Origin of the sequence: Yersinia sp. 2545 StPb PI (genome assembly GCF_052217125.1) — a bacterium.
GTDB lineage: Bacteria > Pseudomonadota > Gammaproteobacteria > Enterobacterales > Enterobacteriaceae > Yersinia > Yersinia enterocolitica_E.
This window is the reverse complement of the sequence record NZ_JAZGPY010000001.1, coordinates 1,030,874-1,047,441: the sequence shown is the minus strand read 5'-3', so window position 1 is coordinate 1,047,441 and position 16,568 is coordinate 1,030,874. Positions and strand designations below refer to the sequence as shown.

The window sequence follows — 16,568 nt, the reverse complement described above, 5'->3', positions numbered from 1 at the left end:
TAGCTAACCCCCCAGCGGCTTCAAGTACCAAGGGTATAGATACAACGAAGCCCTGAGTTAGCAATAACTCAGGGCTTCTGAATGTTGGCGGTGCGGACGGGACTCGAACCCGCGACCCCCGGCGTGACAGGCCGGTATTCTAACCGACTGAACTACCGCACCACGCTGCTGTTCCGGTTAAGAACGAGACGGATATTACGTATGGAATGCAATCTCGTCAATACTTTTTCCAGCAAAATAAGCCGGTTGCGCAGTTTTTCATCTGGAAATCATTTTATTCTGCATTTGCACTATCTTCCGATTCAAGCGGCATCCGCCACAAACAACTGCCACCCTTCTTCATCACCAAATCCAGACGCGATTCATGGGCTGACAACTCCTCTTCAGCCGCATAAATTACTTTCAACGCAGATGCTGGCCGGGTAATACGCTGGATATTTTCAGAAGAATCATTCTGCGACTGATCACCTTCCATAGAGAAAGACAGAGACGTCTGGCCGCCGGTCATCGCCAGATAAACTTCTGCCAGAATTTCGGCATCGAGTAATGCGCCGTGCAACGTTCGCTTGGTATTATCTATCAGATAGCGATCGCATAACGCATCAAGGTTATTACGCTTGCCGGGGAACAGGCGGCGCGCCAATAACAGGCTATCGGTGATGGTACAGAAGGTTTCCGTTTTCGGAATATCCTGCTGCAACATACGGAACTCGTAATCCATAAAGCCGATATCAAACGCCGCATTATGAATGACTAGCTCAGCACCACGGATAAACTCGAGAAACTCCGGTGTAATATCAGCAAATGTGGGTTTATCGGCCAGAAACTCATCACTGATACCATGGACACCGTAGGCCTCTGGGTCGACCAGACGGTCCGGTTTCACATACACATGGAAGTTTCTGCCGGTCAGACGGCGGTTGATCACTTCAACAGCACCGATCTCAATAATCCGATGGCCTTCATAATGAACGCCCAGCTTATTCATACCAGTGGTTTCAGTATCCAGAACAATCTGTCTGGTCGGGGTAACTTGCATATTGCCAGTGCTCATAGCGCTCGTTTATGTCAGACTTAACGTTTAAACAGATAGGAAGAGTCTACCAGAGATGACTAAACAGGTAGAAATTTTCACCGACGGATCTTGCCTTGGCAATCCTGGCCCCGGTGGTTATGGCGCAATTATGCGTTACAAACAACATGAAAAGACCTTTAGTGCTGGCTACCGTTTGACAACCAACAACCGTATGGAGTTGATGGCTGCTATCGTCGCCTTGGAGGCATTGACATCACCTTGCCACGTGACGCTCAGCACTGACAGCCAATACGTGCGTCAGGGCATCACACAATGGATCCACAACTGGAAAAAGCGCGGGTGGAAAACCACAGACCGCAAACCGGTACGTAACGTCGATTTATGGCAACGGCTGGATCTGGCAATCCAAGGCCATACCGTACAATGGGAATGGGTTAAAGGCCATGCTGGCCATCCTGAAAATGAGCGCTGCGATGAACTGGCACGTCTTGCGGCCAATTCACCGACACAAGACGATATTGGTTATATCCCCAACTAACTCTTCTTACCTGACGTTGCCACGGTATTAGTGGCTTTCACACACCGAATCAAGGTTGGTCGCGATAACTTTTGGTTGCGCCAACCGCACGGCTAAACCAAGGCTTACGTGCACCAAACTTCATCGGATTAAATGTCAAAGGTATGGTGCGCTTACGGGCCACAATCAGGCTGACACACCCCAGCGCATGTAGATGGGTGCTGATAAAGCGCCCACCTTCTTTATGCCAGGGTAAAACGTGAAAGCACGACATATGCATAACTTCATAATTCAGCAAACTCAGCCAATCCAGCAAACGCATCTGAGTAAACATTCGGCTAATATAAGGCTGCCGCTGGCGTAATATTGGCACCAGCTTGCCGGCACCCAGCACACTCATCGGATTGAAGTTACTGATAATCAACCAGCCGTCATCAATAAGCACCCTATCTGCTTCACGCAAAATACGATGTGGGTCAGTGGCATAGGCTAAAGAATGAGATAACAGACAGGCGTCCACTGACTTTTCAGCAAAAGGTAACTGGTATGGGCTGGCCAGCACCTGCATATTAGTACCTTGTTCCCCCACATTAACCTGATGGGAGATAGCACATTTATCGCTGGCGATTTCCGCACTCAACTGGCCTATTTTCAACAGATGAAAACCAAATAGCTTCGGCCACCAAGGTTGTAATTGCTGTTCGAGCGCTGCGCGATAATACTCTCCCCAAGGTAACTCCGCCCAAGATGCAGGCGCATCGATCTGTTGGTGTGTTTGCGCTGGTTTCATGTTTCTACCCAATAGATTTCAAGGTGCAGGAAGGTGGCAAGTAAGTGAACCCCGATAAGCTAACCCCCGTAAGTGATGCGGATGAACGGGAGCCGCCAATACACCTGCGATTTGAAAGATGACGGGTATATTATCTTCTTTCACACTCAAGCGGTTGCCAACAAAAAAGAGGTATCCAATGAATCTTATCAGTATTCCGGCATTTCAAGACAATTACATTTGGTTATTGGCAAACCCACAAAAACACTGCGTTATTGTTGATCCGGGTGAATCAGCGCCGGTGCTGTCTGCACTGGCACAAGGCCAATACACTCCTCAGGCCATCCTGCTCACCCATCACCACAACGATCACGTCGGTGGTGTGGCACAATTACACCGCCATTTCCCCAATATTCCCGTCTATGGCCCGCAGGAAACAGCAAATAAAGGTGCGACAGTTATCGTAAATGGGGGTGATCACCTGACAATTGATGGTCAAAACTACACCATTATCGCCGTCCCTGGCCATACCCTTGGGCACATTGCATACTACAGCGAACCTTATCTTTTCTGCGGCGACACGCTTTTTTCTGCCGGCTGCGGCAGACTATTTGAAGGCACACCAGAGCAAATGTATGCGTCAATTCAACGGCTGGCGCAGCTTCCCGCTGAAACCTTAATTTGCAGCGCGCATGAATATACTCTCGCAAATCTTAAGTTTGCCCGTTTCATTTTGCCCGCAGATCAAGATATTGCTACATATCAACAACAAATCATGCAATTACGGGCAAAAAACCTACCTAGTTTGCCGGTAAAATTGCAATTAGAGCGTAAAATTAATGTTTTTTTACGTTGCGATGACATTGATTTACAAAGGAAAATAGGCGTTATCTCGCCACCAGCCTCACTTGCTTCAGTTTTTTCCGAATTACGCGCCCAGAAAGACCGCTTCTGAGCTTTTAGTTGTGTTTTTTGTCGAAGCAAAGTATGATTGGTCGTCTTTTAAGCAACTGACATTGACACACACATGAAGACCAAAGCGATATTTCTCGCCTCAGTCTTGCTTGTTGGGTGCCAGGCGTCCAAGCAGGACGTACAGGTTCCCGTACAGCATGCGCAGAGTTTGTCTTCAGCAGGTCAAGAGAGTGAAGCAGGAGAGTACACAAATAGCGTCCGAGAGGGCAGCGCGCGATGGCTTGATAGTGAAAGTGGCCTCGCGCAGCAAGATTTGTGGAACTTCATTAGCGACGAGCTGAAGATGAAGGTTCCGGAAAATTCCCGGATCCGTGAACAAAAGCAAAAATACTTAAGAAATAAGAGCTATCTCCACGATGTAACATTACGGGCAGAGCCGTACATGTACCTGATAGTCGAGCAGATTAAGAAACGTAAGATGCCGATGGAACTGGTACTGCTACCCATAGTGGAGAGCGCTTTTGACCCACACGCGACATCATCCGCCAACGCCGCAGGGCTATGGCAGATAGTGCCGAGTACAGGTCGAAACTATGGCTTGAAACAAAACCAATGGTATGACGGCCGCAGAGATGTGGTTGCGTCTACCAAAGCAGCGCTTGATATGATGGAGCGCCTGAACAAAATGTTTGACGGTGACTGGTTGTTAACAGTCGCTGCTTATAACAGTGGTGAAGGCAGAGTCATGCAAGCGGTTAAGGCTAATAAGGCAAAGGGTAAACCGACCAACTTTTGGGCATTGTCGCTTCCACGTGAAACGTCAATTTATGTTCCAAAAATGCTGGCCTTGGGTGATTTAATCAAGAACAGCAAAAAGTACGGTATAAACTTGCCAGAACCCGACAAAGACCGTGCATTAGCACGTGTTGATGTAGGTCAGCAGATACAGCTAACTCAGGCGGCTGAGATGGCGGGGATGTCACTTACTAAGTTGAAATCCTTTAATTCTGGGTATAAGCGCAATGTAACGGCACCTGATGGACATGGTCCTCGTTATATTATGTTGCCAAAGGCCCATGCTGAGCAGCTTAAAGATTCATTGGCAGATACTGATATTGCCGCCGTTCAACCAACCAAGTTGGCACAGAACAGCTCAAAATCAGCATCAGGTTCGCAGTATAAAGTTCGCTCCGGTGATACCTTATCTACGATTGCCAAGCGGTTGAATATCAAGACCAGCGATTTGCAGAGTTGGAACAACTTACGTGCCAAGAGCACCTTAAAAGTTGGGCAAACCCTGCAACTGGCAAGCAATACAACGACCAGCAACAGCATCACCTATCAGGTTCGTAAAGGTGATTCTTTTGCCAGTATTGCCAAGCGTCACGGTGTAAACACCGACGATGTGATGCGATGGAATTCGGTAGTCAGCAAGGCTAATAGTTTACAACCAGGCTTGAAATTGACGTTGTTCGTTAACGGCAAATCGACCCCGGATACGTAGAGTCAGAATCGCGATTAAAGCTGTTAAAAAGCACCCTTCGGGGTGCTTTTTTTATGGCTGGAATTCAACCAGCAGTGGATTGTGATCAGAGGCTCGGGTCACTAATACTGATGCATCTGCCAGAGTAAGACCCCGATAAAAGACAAAATCAAGCGGTCGGCCAAACGCACGGCTACGGTTATCAGCCCGGAATTCAACTTCAGCTAACCCCACCACTTGGGCAAAACACTGTAAAGCATTAACCCGCTGTCGGCTCCAGGCATTAAAATCCCCCGCCAGAATCACCGGGCCACGATGCATCGCGATTTGTTCCCCAATGGGCTCGAGTTGTTTACTGTAAACATCAACACCAAGACTGAAATTCACCGCGTGAATATTCACCACCATCAATAAACGGCCGTCATGGATTGGGTAAACAGTAATTAAGGCCGATTTAGACAATCGCAGTAACGGCTCTCTCTCACGCAGGGGGCAACAGTAGACCGGATGGGTGGCTGCAAGCGTCATCACACCTGAAGGGTGCTGAGGCAGTGCAAAGGCAGGAACCTGATCGGCGGCCTGATAGTGAGACGTAGCAAACCGCACCAGCTCAGGTGTTGTTTGTGCTTCTTGCAGTAACATCAGTTGAGTATCACGCCCGAACTCTTTGAGCACCGAGAGCCATTGCGCCCGCTGCTGCTTAAAGATATTCCACACCATCACCCGCAAAAATTCAGATGTTGGCAATGGCGCGCCTGGCGGTAACCCCAGCCCCAGTTGCTTAGCAGAACCTGGGAAGATTTGTTCAACCGGTTGACCTGCAACATATCGCATTGCATATGTTCGTTTCGGCACTTTGATGGCCTATTCCTTATTCGAAATCACTCTGGCTCGAGAGGTAACAACAGCCGGTAGTTCACTGATTATACGCCCAGATGCTCCTGTCAGTAATTTCTTTTAGCCACGATATTATTCTGATGTTGGGATACACAAGCAGAGATTCAATCTATGTGATTCATAATGCACTAATAAGCCTTCTATTAACAAAGAAGCCCACAATCGCGGGCTTCAATAGATACTTGCAGGGATTTAACTGACAGCAACTTGCCGTGGGTACTTCTTATCCAGCTTGCCACTCAGTGTCACCAGTAATAGCGCACCAATAACAATCACGCCACCGATCCAAGGGGTCTGAGCCAACCCAACCCGGATAACTGTCTGCCCACCAATAATCGATCCTAACGCGATTCCGACATTAAACGCCGCGATATTCAGGCCCGAAGCCACGTCAACGGCATGTGGCGTATATTCTTCCGCTTTCTGCACCACATAAACTTGTAAACCGGGGACGTTACCAAAGGCAAAAATCCCCATGACCAGCAACGTAATTAATGCCGCAATACTGTGGTTGGCACTGAATTGGAAAACAAACAGTAAGACAGCAAGTGCGGTAAAAATAAAACTTAAAGCAGGTACTGCACCATGGCGGTCTGCGAGTTTACCGCCCCAGATATTGCCGATAGCGACCGATACCCCATACGCCAGTAAGATCCAACTCACTGCGGCAGGTGAGAATCCTGCCAGCTCTTGCATCACTGGCGCGAGGAAAGTAAACATGGTGAAGAAACCACCATATCCCAAGGCGGTAATGGCATAAATCAGCAGTAAACGTGGGTGGGTGAGCACCTGTAGTTGCTGCTTTATACTGGCTGAAGCCTTATTGGGGATATTACTGGGAACCAAAATGGCGCTGGCAATAATGGCAATGACCCCAATCAGTGACACCGCAAGGAAAGTCTCCCGCCAGCCAAAATGCTGGCCGATAAATGTCCCGAGCGGAACCCCAGTCACCAGTGCCACCGTTAAACCACCAAACATAATAGCAATCGCCGACGCCGCTTTCTCCTTTGGCACCAAACTGGTAGCAATAGTCGAACCAATCGAGAAGAACACACCGTGAGCCAGACCGGTGAGTAAACGAGCAACCACCAGAGTCTCATAACCAGGTGATTGCCAGGCTAATAAGTTCCCTAGGGTGAACAAGACCATCAAGCCAATCAATAGCATTTTACGCGGTATGCGCCCGGTTAATGCGGTTAACACTGGAGCACCAATAGCAACGCCCAATGCATAGATTGAAACTAATAAACCGGCGGATGGCACAGAAACTGCCAGTTGTTCTGCGATGGTCGGAACCAGCCCGACAATCACAAATTCAGTGGTACCAATAGCGAATGCACTGATGGTCAGTGCCCATAATGCAAGTGGCATAATTACTCCAGAAATATGGGTCAATTTGATAGCGGCTATTATGTACCTATGGTTAAATGACAAAAATGCTCAAAATATCAAAATATTTTTGCTGGAGTGGCAACAATGAAAGCGCATTCAGATGAACTGATTACTTTTGTTACCGTAGTGGAATGTGGCAGTTTTAGCCGTGCGGCAGAGCAACTCGATCAAGCTAATTCAGTCGTCAGCCGGACAGTAAAAAAACTCGAAAGCAAGCTAGGGGTGACGCTGTTAAATCGCACAACCCGGCAAATCAGCTTGACACAAGAAGGCGAGCACTACTTTCGGCGAGTGCAAAATATTCTGCGGGAAATGGCCACGGCGGAAAACGAGATACTCGATAATCAGTTAAATCCCAAAGGATTGCTGCGTATCGATGCTTCTACTCCAGTGGTGTTGCACATTCTGGCTCCGCTGATGGCGGAGTTTCGTCAGCGTTATCCGTTGGTGACATTATCACTGGTTTCGTCAGAAACCTTTATTAACCTAATTGAAAGAAAGGTTGATATTGCTATCCGGGTCGGCACGTTACAGGACTCAACCTTACGAGCCAGAAAGCTGATGACCAGTTATCGCCATATTTTGGCCTCACCTGCCTACCTAAAGCAACATGGTACCCCGCAAACGGTGGCTGATTTACAGCATCATTTATGTCTGGGGTTCAATGATTTACCGGTGCTAAATCGTTGGCCGCTCGCAGGTGCTGATGGGCAACTTTATGAAATAAATTCAGATTTAACGTCAAATAATGGGGAGACGCAACGCCGCCTTTGCCTTGAGGGAAATGGCATTGCTTGCTTATCGGATTTCATGATCAGAGGCGATCTACAACGCGGGGACTTAGTGCCGCTACTGGTAGAACAGACTCTACCCGTCGTTATGCCGATTAATGCGGTGTATTACAGTGATCAGGTCGTCAGTAACCGGCTGCGTTGTTTTATTGATTTTATCAATGAACGTCTGGCACAAATGTTCCCTGCAAAATAAAAAACCACCCAACATAGGGTGGTTCAGATAATGGTTTAAAGCGTGATCAATCCCATGCAGGTGCCAGGCCTTCAGGGCTGACTAACCTCTCACCACGATCCAACGACGCTATCAGTGCCATATCTTCGGCACTCAAGCGCAATTCCTGCGCTAACATATTACTGGCCAGATTAGCGGCTTTGGTCGATGATGGGATCACACTATAGCCCAGTTGCATCGCCCAGCTTAAAATCACCTGAGCGGGAGTGGCACCATGTTGCTCTGCAATCGTTTTAATCACGGGTTCTTCTAGCGCTTTACCATAAGCCAGCGTCATATAAGAAGTGATCCTATGCCATTTTCTCTCGCAAATTCAACGACCTTACTGTTCTGCAATAAGGGTGACAGTTCGATTTGGTTAGTAGCAATTACCTCGGCCCCCACCGCCGCAATGGCCTGTTTCATTAAATCGATGGTGAAGTTAGAAATACCAATCTGCCGGGTTAAGCCCAGCTCTTTGGCTTTCACTAATTCAGCCATAAATTCAGCGACGGGTACTTCATCGTTTGGTGAAGGCCAGTGAATCAATGTTAAATCCACATAGTCTGTTCTCAGCTTCTGCAAGCTCTCTTGCAGGCTAGGGATGAGCTTGCCCTGCGCTAAGTTAGCAATCCAAATCTTAGTGGTGATAAATAACTCATCACGCTGGATGCCGCTTTGCGCAATAGCTTGGCCAACAGCTGCTTCATTTTCATATATTTGTGCGGTATCGATAACACGATAGCCCGCGGTTAATGCCTGACTCACTGAATCAATAACAACTTGATCTTGAAGACGAAAAGTTCCCAGGCCGAATGCAGGTACGCTCATAGTAATTCCTCATTTTGAATTTTTATCGTGCTTAGACATGTTTAAAATTGGCTGATTACCGGGGGCCATTTACCCGAGCCACCCGGTAAAAATCTGAACTGATTATGCCCAGAGTTTTATTGCCAAAAAATGCCATATTCAACACAATACTTTTGATAAAAAATCAACAATGAGGAAAGCAATGGCGGTTACGGCCAGCGACGGATCACCAATGAGGTGTTAATGCCGCCAAACGCGAAGTTATTTGTCTGGAAGAATTCGGTATCAATATAACGCCCCTCGCCCATCAGGTAATCCAGGTCACCACAGGCAGGATCAGGGTCGGTCAGATTAATGGTTGGTGCGAAACGCCCGGCCCGCATCATCTCCAGACTCATCCAGGCTTCAAGAGCACCGCAAGCCCCTAAGGTATGACCAAAATAACTTTTCAAAGAGGAAATGGGGGTCCGGTTACCAAAAACAGCCGCCGTAGCCTGGCTTTCTGCAATATCGCCACGCTCAGTCGCGGTACCATGAGCACTGATATAGCCAATATCAGTGGCAGCCAGGCCCGAGCTTAGTAACGCCTTTTCAATGCAGATTTGCATGGTCTCTTTTTGTGGTTGAGTAATATGGCTGGCATCGCAATTAGTATAAAAACCAATGATTTCACCGTAAATAGTGGCACCACGTGCTTTGGCGTGATCCAGTTCTTCCAGAATCAACGTGCCAGCCCCTTCACCAATAACCAAACCATCACGTTGGCGATCAAATGGCCTTGGTGATAATTTTGGTGAATCATTTAGCTGGCTAGTAGCAAACAAGGTATCAAATACCGCCGCCTCGGAAGGACACAGTTCCTCTGCACCACCAGCAACCATCACTTTCTGGTAGCCATGACGGATTGCTTCATAGGCATAACCAATTGCCTGACTACCTGACGTACAAGCACTTGAGGTAGGAATAACCCGCCCGCGCAACCCAAAAAACAGCCCAGTATTCACCGCCGCCGTATGCGGCATCATTTGCACATAGGTCGTGCCGGTAATATTGTTGGTGTGTTTTTCGGTTAACATCGTGGCAAATTCACTCACCGGCTTAGTGCTACCGGTAGAAGAGCCATAGGCAATCCCAGTATCCCCATTGGTAAGTACATCCTCCCCCATCAGACCCGCTTGCTCTAGCGCCAGCTCAGTGGCTCTGGTGGCCAATAAGGATACCCGCCCCATCGAGCGGATGCGTTTACGGGTGTAATGTGCGGGCACCACAAAATCATCAATCGGCGCACCTAAATGGGTATTCAACCCCTGATATTCTTCCCACTGCGGCATATATTGCACCGCATTTTGACCGGCATAAATACGTGCTGAAATATCCGCCCAGTTATTGCCAAAGGCAGTGACCCCACTCATGCCGGTAATCACAACTCTATTGATGGCAACCATCCTGCTGCTCATACCATTCCTCCATTAATTGAAATCACCTGACGCGTGACATAACCGGCGATATCTGACATCAGGTAACTGGCTAAACCAGCCACCTCTTCAGCTTCTCCCATCCGTTTAAGTGGGATCATCCGCATGGCTTCTTGCAGCGCGATAGGCTCCATATTGATCATGCCAGTATCAATCAACCCAGGTGCAATACAATTCACGGTAATCTTGCGTTTAGCCAACTCCAGCGCCAAAGCCTTACAAGCCCCGATAACCCCCGCTTTAGCCGCACTGTAATTCACCTGACCACGATTCCCCACCACACCGGAGACCGAAGAAAGCGCAATAATGCGCCCGCCGTTACGTAAACCGATCATCGGCATTACGCAGGGGTGCAACACATTATAGAAACTGTCCAGATTGGTATGAATGACGCCATCCCAATCTTCTTGCGTCAATGCTGGGAATGCACCATCACGCGTAATACCGGCATTGTTCACCACACCGTAGTAAGCGCCATGAGTGGCGATATCCTGCTCGAGTACCTCTTTACACTGCGGCCTGTCGCTGATATCAAAACAGATCAAGCGCCCTTCACCACCCGCCTCAATAATCTGAGCCAGTGTCGCTTCACCGCCAGTAAGATCTTGGTGATAATGAACAACCACTAAAAAACCATCCGCAGCCAGACGGTGTGCGATGGCCCGCCCGATCCCTTTGCTGGCCCCGGTGACTAAAACAGAACGCTTCATGCGCCTTTCCTCAATGTGAGTTTTTTTATTTCTTCGGCATCTGGCTGATAAGTATTTAGCCGACCACGAGCAACCTGCTTTCCAGCCATGTTGATACTGCACTCGAAACTGCCAATTTTTTCATCTTGCAGGATTAACTGGACACAAACCTGAAGTTCGCTACCCGCAGGAAATGCCGGTAATTCACAGCTGATAGCTCGCCCACCAAGTAGCATCCCTATCGTGGGAGGTATCGCTTGCGCCAAGCCATGCCAGCCACGCCACACGCCGATAGTTTGTGCCATTAATTCGATAGCAAACCAGTTGGGGAGGCAGCCCTGAGCATCGAGGAACGGCGCAAGCACCCCATGCTTACTCAAGGTGACCCTGCATTCAGCCCCGTCCTCCCCTACCCAATGGACGTTATCCAGCATCACCATTGGTGATTGATGTGGGAGGTAATGTTCAGCGGAATACGCCATCAGCCGGCTCCTAATATCACACACGCATTGTTGCCACCAAAAGCGAATGAGTTCGACAAAATAACCGGGGTTTTAAGTACTTCCGGCTTGGTGACCAAATTAATCTCGGCCAAAGTAGTATCCCAAGAAGCATGAGAAAAATCTTGTACTGGTAAGGGTAGAGTCCGGCTTAACATCAGCCAACTGAGTGCCGCCTCTGTGGCCCCAGCGGCCCCCAGCGTATGCCCGGTAAGATGTTTAGTTGAACTACAAGGGGTCTGATGACCAAAAACCCTATTCACGACCTGCGCTTCTATCTGATCATTTAACCGCGTCGCCGTGCCATGTAGATTGATGTAGCCCACATCAGCGGGCTGCAACCCTGCCTGACGTAATGCCATCCTGATAGCCTGTTCCGCCCCATGCCCTTCAGGATGGGGGGCGGACATATGCCAGGCATCGGAGGACTCCCCAACCCCGAGTAACGCTACAGGTGAAGGTTCACGTGATAATAAAATCAACGCCGCTGCCTCACCCACGTTGATCCCTTTGCGCTCGGCGGCAAAAGGGGTACAACGCTCAGCCGAAAGTGACTCCAGGCTATGAAAACCGTTGATGGGCATACGACATAAACTGTCAGCGCCACCGACTATCGCCGCATCGACTATTCCAGACTCAATCAAACGCTTACCGCTGATAATCGCCCGTACACTGGAAGAACAAGCCGTAGACACGGTATAACTCGGGCCATTCAGCCCCAAATAACGCGAGAGGAAGATGCTAGGATCGCCTAACTCCTGCTGTTGATAGTGATACCCTGGCGGAAACTGCCCGGCGACGTCACCAGAACCAGGCTGATATTCTCTAACCGCCCGTTCCCCCTCAAAAATACCTGAGGTGCTGGTTCCCATAATCACAGCAACCCGTGATACGCCATAGCGAAGAATGCATGCGGAAACCTCAGGTTGAATCTGCGACAATGCCGCCAACAACAGGCGATTATTCCGGCTATTGTGCTGTGAAAGTGGCTCGGGCAAGGTAGGCAATTCAGTATTCACCGCACCCAGCCAAATCGGCGAATCACCCAAGAGCCACCCTTGCTGGGGAGCCATGCCTGGGGCTAACCCGGCACGAAGGCTCGCACTCACTTCAGACAATGAGCTACCTAACGCATTAACCATGCCAACAGCAGAGAAATAGACCATCGCTGTTACTCCTCCACATTTTGGATAGTAATACGGTAGTGAAAGACAAATTGCTCAATAGTGATTGGCTTACGGGTGTTACCTGATAGCTGGTAGCGAATCTCTGTCACTATTTGGTTTTTGTCATCATAGAGTCTGCGTGTATCCCCTTCATCCACCAACCGCCAATTTCCGGGTAATAACGGACGCCATGATATGATGGGCCAATAACTCAGCATAATATCGGCAAGAACCTGATTTGCTGGAGGTAATCCAACAATTTTCATGGTTTGCTCTAAATGAATACCTTGCAGGTCATAGGAAACCTTGAACAAGCGGATCCCAAGCGGCGACAGCCCAACCAAGGTTAAGCGCTGCCCATCAGCCTGAAGTAACACTAATAATGACTGCTGCTTCCCCTGCGCTGTTGCAGTCAGTAATTGCTGCTGATTGATAGGTTGTGCCAAAGTCGGTTGCGGCAAAGCGACCCGCACCCCGGGCTTAAGCCAGGCTTTAGGCTGTGTTTGGTCCGGCGAACTGGCACACCCTACAATCAATAAGGCTAAAACGAGTAACACCCCACAGCGTTTATAATTCACTCAGGCTCTCCTTTTGGCTTGGGCAGCGCCAGAGGCGCTAATAAGAAGGCTGTAAACACACCACTACTCAGCACAATGCCAAAGCTACTGATGGCTTGGGTGTGGCTAAATACCAGCATGCCGAAAGTCAGTTGCGTGGTGAACACCGCCATAAAAATAGCAAACATTGAGGTGCTAGGCGTCCCTCGGGGATTGGTAAAGAACAGGGTATAATTGATACCAATCCCCAGAACCAATATTAATGCCAGCAACGAGAAGAGATTTAACGAGTGGCCGGTAAGAGAAAGTACCGCCAGCCCCATCCCCAATGAAAGTAACGTCGGTGCCACACAATAGAGGCCGCGACGCAGACCCAGGCGCCAGCAATAGACTACAGCTATAGCAACCACTGCAATGAGTAACAACCATGATAGATAGGCGCGGTAGAGAGAAAATAGCGCATTGAACTCTGTTTTCCTGTCAACCCAAGTCACTCCTGGCACGGACTCCGCTAACTGTTGCAGTGCCGCCGGATTACTGACACCACTTACCGGCACCAACATCGCTGTGCGCCCATCAGGTAATGAGAGCCAAAGCAATCGCCAGCCCTCACTGACCACCGAGCCAAGCCATTGTTCCGGGGTCACCCATGTATGCTGGTTGCCTTGTGCTGGCAAATCTGGCAGAGAAACGCTAATACCCGCCTGTTGCAATTGGTGGATAATAGTTGGCGCGGTTTGTTCAAGTAATGCCAGATTTTGTTGCTGCCGCAATAATGATGGCAGCGGCAACACACGATAACTTTCAATCCATCCAGCCTTTTTCGCCTGTGATAGCTGTGGAGAGAATTGCTCCAGACGTTGCAATGCCTGTTCAGCATTATCACCATACACAACGAACCATTTTTGATCGCTGTGCTGACCGGTAAGTGCCGCAATGCGCTGTTCCTGTTGCTGGAACTCACGCGGCATCGCCTGCAATTCACTGATATCGTCATTAATTTTTAATGTGGCTAACCCACTGATAGTCAAAATAGCAATCAGGGCCGGCAAGCCTAAACGTAACATTCGGTTGTTTTGCCAACTCTCTAGCCACAGATAAATAAGCTTTAGGCGCGGAACCGGGCGCACCGGCAACCGTTTAGCCAATATCGGATACCAACACATCACCGTGATACAGGCGGCGGTTAGACCTGCGGCGGCAAAAACAGCCAATTGCTGCAACCCAGGGAAAGGCGCAATAAGCAGAATCAGATAGGCAATTACGGTGGTGAGTAGCGCCATTGACAGGGCTGGGAAAAGTTTTGCCAGGCTCTCCAATGGCGTCGTTTGGCCACCGTGCGCCATGCGGTCTGTCAGGTAATAAAGCGTGTAATCCGCTGAAATACCAATGATACTGGCACTCAATACCAGCGTCATAACATGGACTTCGCCAAAGACCAGTAACGTGGCAACCGCCCCAGCCAATGCCCCAATAGTTATTGATAAAAGGCATAAGGCGAGTGGCAATAGCGATTTAAACATTATCAATATCAGCAGGAATACACCGGCGACGGAGATCAAACCAATGGTCGAGATATCACTTTCAGCCTGCTGACTCGCGTAATTACTGTAAAAAAGCGTGCCGCGTTCCAAGACTTCAGTACCGGGCCAACGCTGCTGAAGTTGCTGCTTTAATTCAGCCAATGACTCAACGGTGCTACGGGCACTGGCCATATCATAAGATGAAGCGCGTAATTCACCGTGAATCAAATACCATGGGCGGCCCTGGCTATCTTTCGCCACCAGCCAGCCCTTACTGATACTTAATGCCCCACTGTTTTGTTGTTGTGCTAATTGAGAGCCACGGACCAACAGTAAAGGATCATACTGCAACTCTTTACCACTCACGCCAGCAAATGCCGAATACGCCTGCCCCAATATCCACTGAGCCTGTGCCGCTCCACCATGGCTTAATCGCAGACGGGTAGCCTCATCCAACAATACATTACGATGCTGAAAGAAAAAGGCGCCCCACGCCTGTAAACGTTGAGCAGTCATCTCACCACTGACCTGATGCAGCGCAGGCATTTTTTGTAACTGCTGCAACCACCAGTTCACCGGAGCCAATTGGTCTTCTGCTGGGCTAACCAGCCACACTAATTGGCGATCAAGACGCTGATTAAACCCTGCGGTTAATTCGACAGGTACGCCTGCCAACTCCTGCTTGGGCAATAGTGCCAAGACACTGCTGTTAATCTGACTACGAGGGATCAGCCAGAGTAATGTTGCCAGTAACAGCAAACAGATAAGTAACCAGCCGATAGCCAGTTTTCGATGGCAATCAGTGCGCAAAAAGCTGCTGTTCGGCATGGCTCAGTATCTTAGGTTCAGTTAATTGGTTGAAAAACCGGATGTGGGTCCCATCTCCCTGCATATCTTCAATATCGATAGTTTCCAGAAAATATTGACCGTGCAACGTGATGCTTTTAAAGAGCTTATCCAATGGCGTGGTTTTCGGGGTGAGTACTAACACCCAACGATCTTGACCACTATCAGTGAAAGCTAAGGTAAAATTCTGCTCCAAAATCGACGTATCAGCATGAAATAGTGCCGTTAATAAGTGATTAAATTGGAACATTTGCGGATTGCTGTCAGCAGTAATAACCTGCGCAGGCTGGCCGGCCATGGTTTGCACCATGCGCTTATCGTCGAGTAGCAGTGTCAGAACGAAAGGTTGCTGCTGTGACCACCACAGCCCTTTATCCTGTGAAATCAGTAAATTACCACTTGATTTTAAAGGTTTATTCATTCCACTAATACTGCGCTGCTGTTCAAATTCGGCGCGCAACACCGGTTGTTCGCTGAATCGTTGTTGTAACGATGCCAACGTTACCGCATGAGCGCTGATACTGAGACACAGTAAGAGAACGGTGAATATCGATTTCATGAGACGATACCCATTCTTTCCAGCAGTACCGGCGGTGAAACAAAGCTCATTTCTTTCGTGGATGCTTTAACGGCAACCTGAATGGTGTAGCCGGTTGTCATGCGCTTCCCGCTGGTCGCATCATAAATCTGGTAACCGATACGTAAGCGGTTCTCATATTCTTCAATAGAGGCACAAATATGAATACGCTGTTCAAATTCGAGCGGGGCAATGTATTTCACTCGCGTATCAACTATTGGCCACACATAGCCTGACGCCTGCATCGCGCGGTAACCATAATCAATTTGATTCAGTAAAGCCTCACGAGCAATTTCAAAATAACGGAAATAATTGCCATGCCACACCACCCCCATAGGGTCAATATCATGAAACGGGATATTGTGAACTATCCGGGTAGTAAAACGCGGGTCATCGGGTAAATTCATG

At 48.8% G+C, this 16,568-nt stretch carries 16 protein-coding genes, 1 tRNA gene and 1 pseudogene; 4 read left to right on the top strand and 14 right to left on the bottom strand.

The window, feature by feature from the left end; all coding sequences use genetic code 11:
- Positions 1 to 85: 85 nt before the first annotated feature.
- Together V1955_RS04600 and dnaQ are read right to left on the bottom strand one after the other, a co-directional pair.
- Positions 86 to 162 (bottom strand) — tRNA-Asp (locus V1955_RS04600).
- 112 nt (positions 163 to 274) lie between these two features.
- Positions 275 to 1,039: a DNA polymerase III subunit epsilon gene (gene dnaQ / locus V1955_RS04595; RefSeq protein ID WP_083163009.1), complete on the bottom strand. Its 765-nt coding sequence runs from the start codon at positions 1,037 to 1,039 to the stop codon at positions 275 to 277.
- 70 nt (positions 1,040 to 1,109) lie between these two features.
- On the opposite strand from dnaQ, the gene rnhA reads away from it, so the two are divergent.
- A complete protein-coding gene (gene rnhA / locus V1955_RS04590) occupies positions 1,110 to 1,574 on the top strand; it encodes a ribonuclease HI (protein ID WP_050074222.1) in 465 nt (154 codons plus the stop codon).
- Between the two features lie 49 nt (positions 1,575 to 1,623).
- Here the strand turns inward: rnhA and V1955_RS04585 are convergent, their stop codons facing one another.
- Positions 1,624 to 2,343: a class I SAM-dependent methyltransferase gene (locus V1955_RS04585; protein ID WP_083163007.1), complete on the bottom strand. Its 720-nt coding sequence runs from the start codon at positions 2,341 to 2,343 to the stop codon at positions 1,624 to 1,626.
- 178 nt (positions 2,344 to 2,521) lie between these two features.
- Here V1955_RS04585 and gloB point away from each other — a divergent pair, with 178 nt between their 5' ends.
- A complete protein-coding gene (gene gloB, locus V1955_RS04580; RefSeq protein WP_420073214.1) occupies positions 2,522 to 3,277 on the top strand; it encodes a hydroxyacylglutathione hydrolase in 756 nt (251 codons plus the stop codon).
- Positions 3,278 to 3,349: 72 nt separating this feature from the next.
- Positions 3,350 to 4,741, top strand: a complete 1,392-nt coding sequence (mltD, locus tag V1955_RS04575) for a murein transglycosylase D (protein WP_442820583.1) — start codon at positions 3,350 to 3,352, stop codon at positions 4,739 to 4,741.
- Between the two features lie 51 nt (positions 4,742 to 4,792).
- Here the strand turns inward: mltD and V1955_RS04570 are convergent, their stop codons facing one another.
- Entirely contained in the window at positions 4,793 to 5,575 is a 783-nt protein-coding gene (locus V1955_RS04570; RefSeq protein WP_083163001.1) for an endonuclease/exonuclease/phosphatase family protein, read from the bottom strand.
- A 234-nt stretch (positions 5,576 to 5,809) separates the two neighbouring features.
- Positions 5,810 to 6,991 carry an MFS transporter gene (locus tag V1955_RS04565; RefSeq protein WP_442820582.1) on the bottom strand — a complete coding sequence of 394 codons (1,182 nt, stop codon included), beginning with the start codon at positions 6,989 to 6,991 and terminating at the stop codon, positions 5,810 to 5,812.
- Positions 6,992 to 7,096: 105 nt separating this feature from the next.
- Between V1955_RS04565 and yafC the strand changes: the two genes are divergently transcribed.
- The gene (yafC, locus tag V1955_RS04560) at positions 7,097 to 7,999 is read left to right on the top strand and encodes a DNA-binding transcriptional regulator YafC (protein WP_083162996.1); all 903 of its coding nucleotides are present in this window, start codon (positions 7,097 to 7,099) and stop codon (positions 7,997 to 7,999) included.
- Between the two features lie 46 nt (positions 8,000 to 8,045).
- Here yafC and dkgB read toward each other — a convergent pair.
- From dkgB to V1955_RS04515, 9 genes and pseudogenes are all read right to left on the bottom strand, one after another.
- Positions 8,046 to 8,848: pseudogene (gene dkgB / locus V1955_RS04555) on the bottom strand (2,5-didehydrogluconate reductase DkgB).
- A gap of 188 nt (positions 8,849 to 9,036) precedes the next feature.
- The gene (locus V1955_RS04550) at positions 9,037 to 10,272 is read right to left on the bottom strand and encodes a beta-ketoacyl-ACP synthase (protein ID WP_193784870.1); all 1,236 of its coding nucleotides are present in this window, start codon (positions 10,270 to 10,272) and stop codon (positions 9,037 to 9,039) included.
- Positions 10,273 to 10,280: 8 nt separating this feature from the next.
- Positions 10,281 to 11,012, bottom strand: a complete 732-nt coding sequence (locus V1955_RS04545; protein WP_083162990.1) for a 3-ketoacyl-ACP reductase FabG2 — start codon at positions 11,010 to 11,012, stop codon at positions 10,281 to 10,283.
- Positions 11,009 to 11,473 (bottom strand): ApeP family dehydratase, encoded by a 465-nt coding sequence (locus V1955_RS04540; protein ID WP_083162988.1) that lies wholly within the window; start codon positions 11,471 to 11,473, stop codon positions 11,009 to 11,011. Before V1955_RS04540 ends, V1955_RS04545 begins: the two co-directional genes overlap by 4 nt.
- The gene (locus V1955_RS04535; protein WP_083162986.1) at positions 11,473 to 12,657 is read right to left on the bottom strand and encodes a beta-ketoacyl-[acyl-carrier-protein] synthase family protein; all 1,185 of its coding nucleotides are present in this window, start codon (positions 12,655 to 12,657) and stop codon (positions 11,473 to 11,475) included. The genes V1955_RS04540 and V1955_RS04535 overlap by 1 nt, the downstream gene beginning before the upstream one ends.
- Positions 12,658 to 12,662: 5 nt before the next feature.
- Positions 12,663 to 13,235 (bottom strand): DUF3261 domain-containing protein, encoded by a 573-nt coding sequence (locus tag V1955_RS04530; protein WP_083162985.1) that lies wholly within the window; start codon positions 13,233 to 13,235, stop codon positions 12,663 to 12,665.
- Positions 13,232 to 15,565 (bottom strand): MMPL family transporter, encoded by a 2,334-nt coding sequence (locus tag V1955_RS04525; RefSeq protein WP_193784793.1) that lies wholly within the window; start codon positions 15,563 to 15,565, stop codon positions 13,232 to 13,234. The genes V1955_RS04530 and V1955_RS04525 overlap by 4 nt, the downstream gene beginning before the upstream one ends.
- Positions 15,537 to 16,142: a LolA family protein gene (locus tag V1955_RS04520; RefSeq protein WP_083162984.1), complete on the bottom strand. Its 606-nt coding sequence runs from the start codon at positions 16,140 to 16,142 to the stop codon at positions 15,537 to 15,539. The genes V1955_RS04525 and V1955_RS04520 overlap by 29 nt, the downstream gene beginning before the upstream one ends.
- Entirely contained in the window at positions 16,139 to 16,567 is a 429-nt protein-coding gene (locus V1955_RS04515; protein WP_372559744.1) for an acyl-CoA thioesterase, read from the bottom strand. Before V1955_RS04515 ends, V1955_RS04520 begins: the two co-directional genes overlap by 4 nt.
- Between the last annotated feature and the right edge of the window lies 1 nt (position 16,568).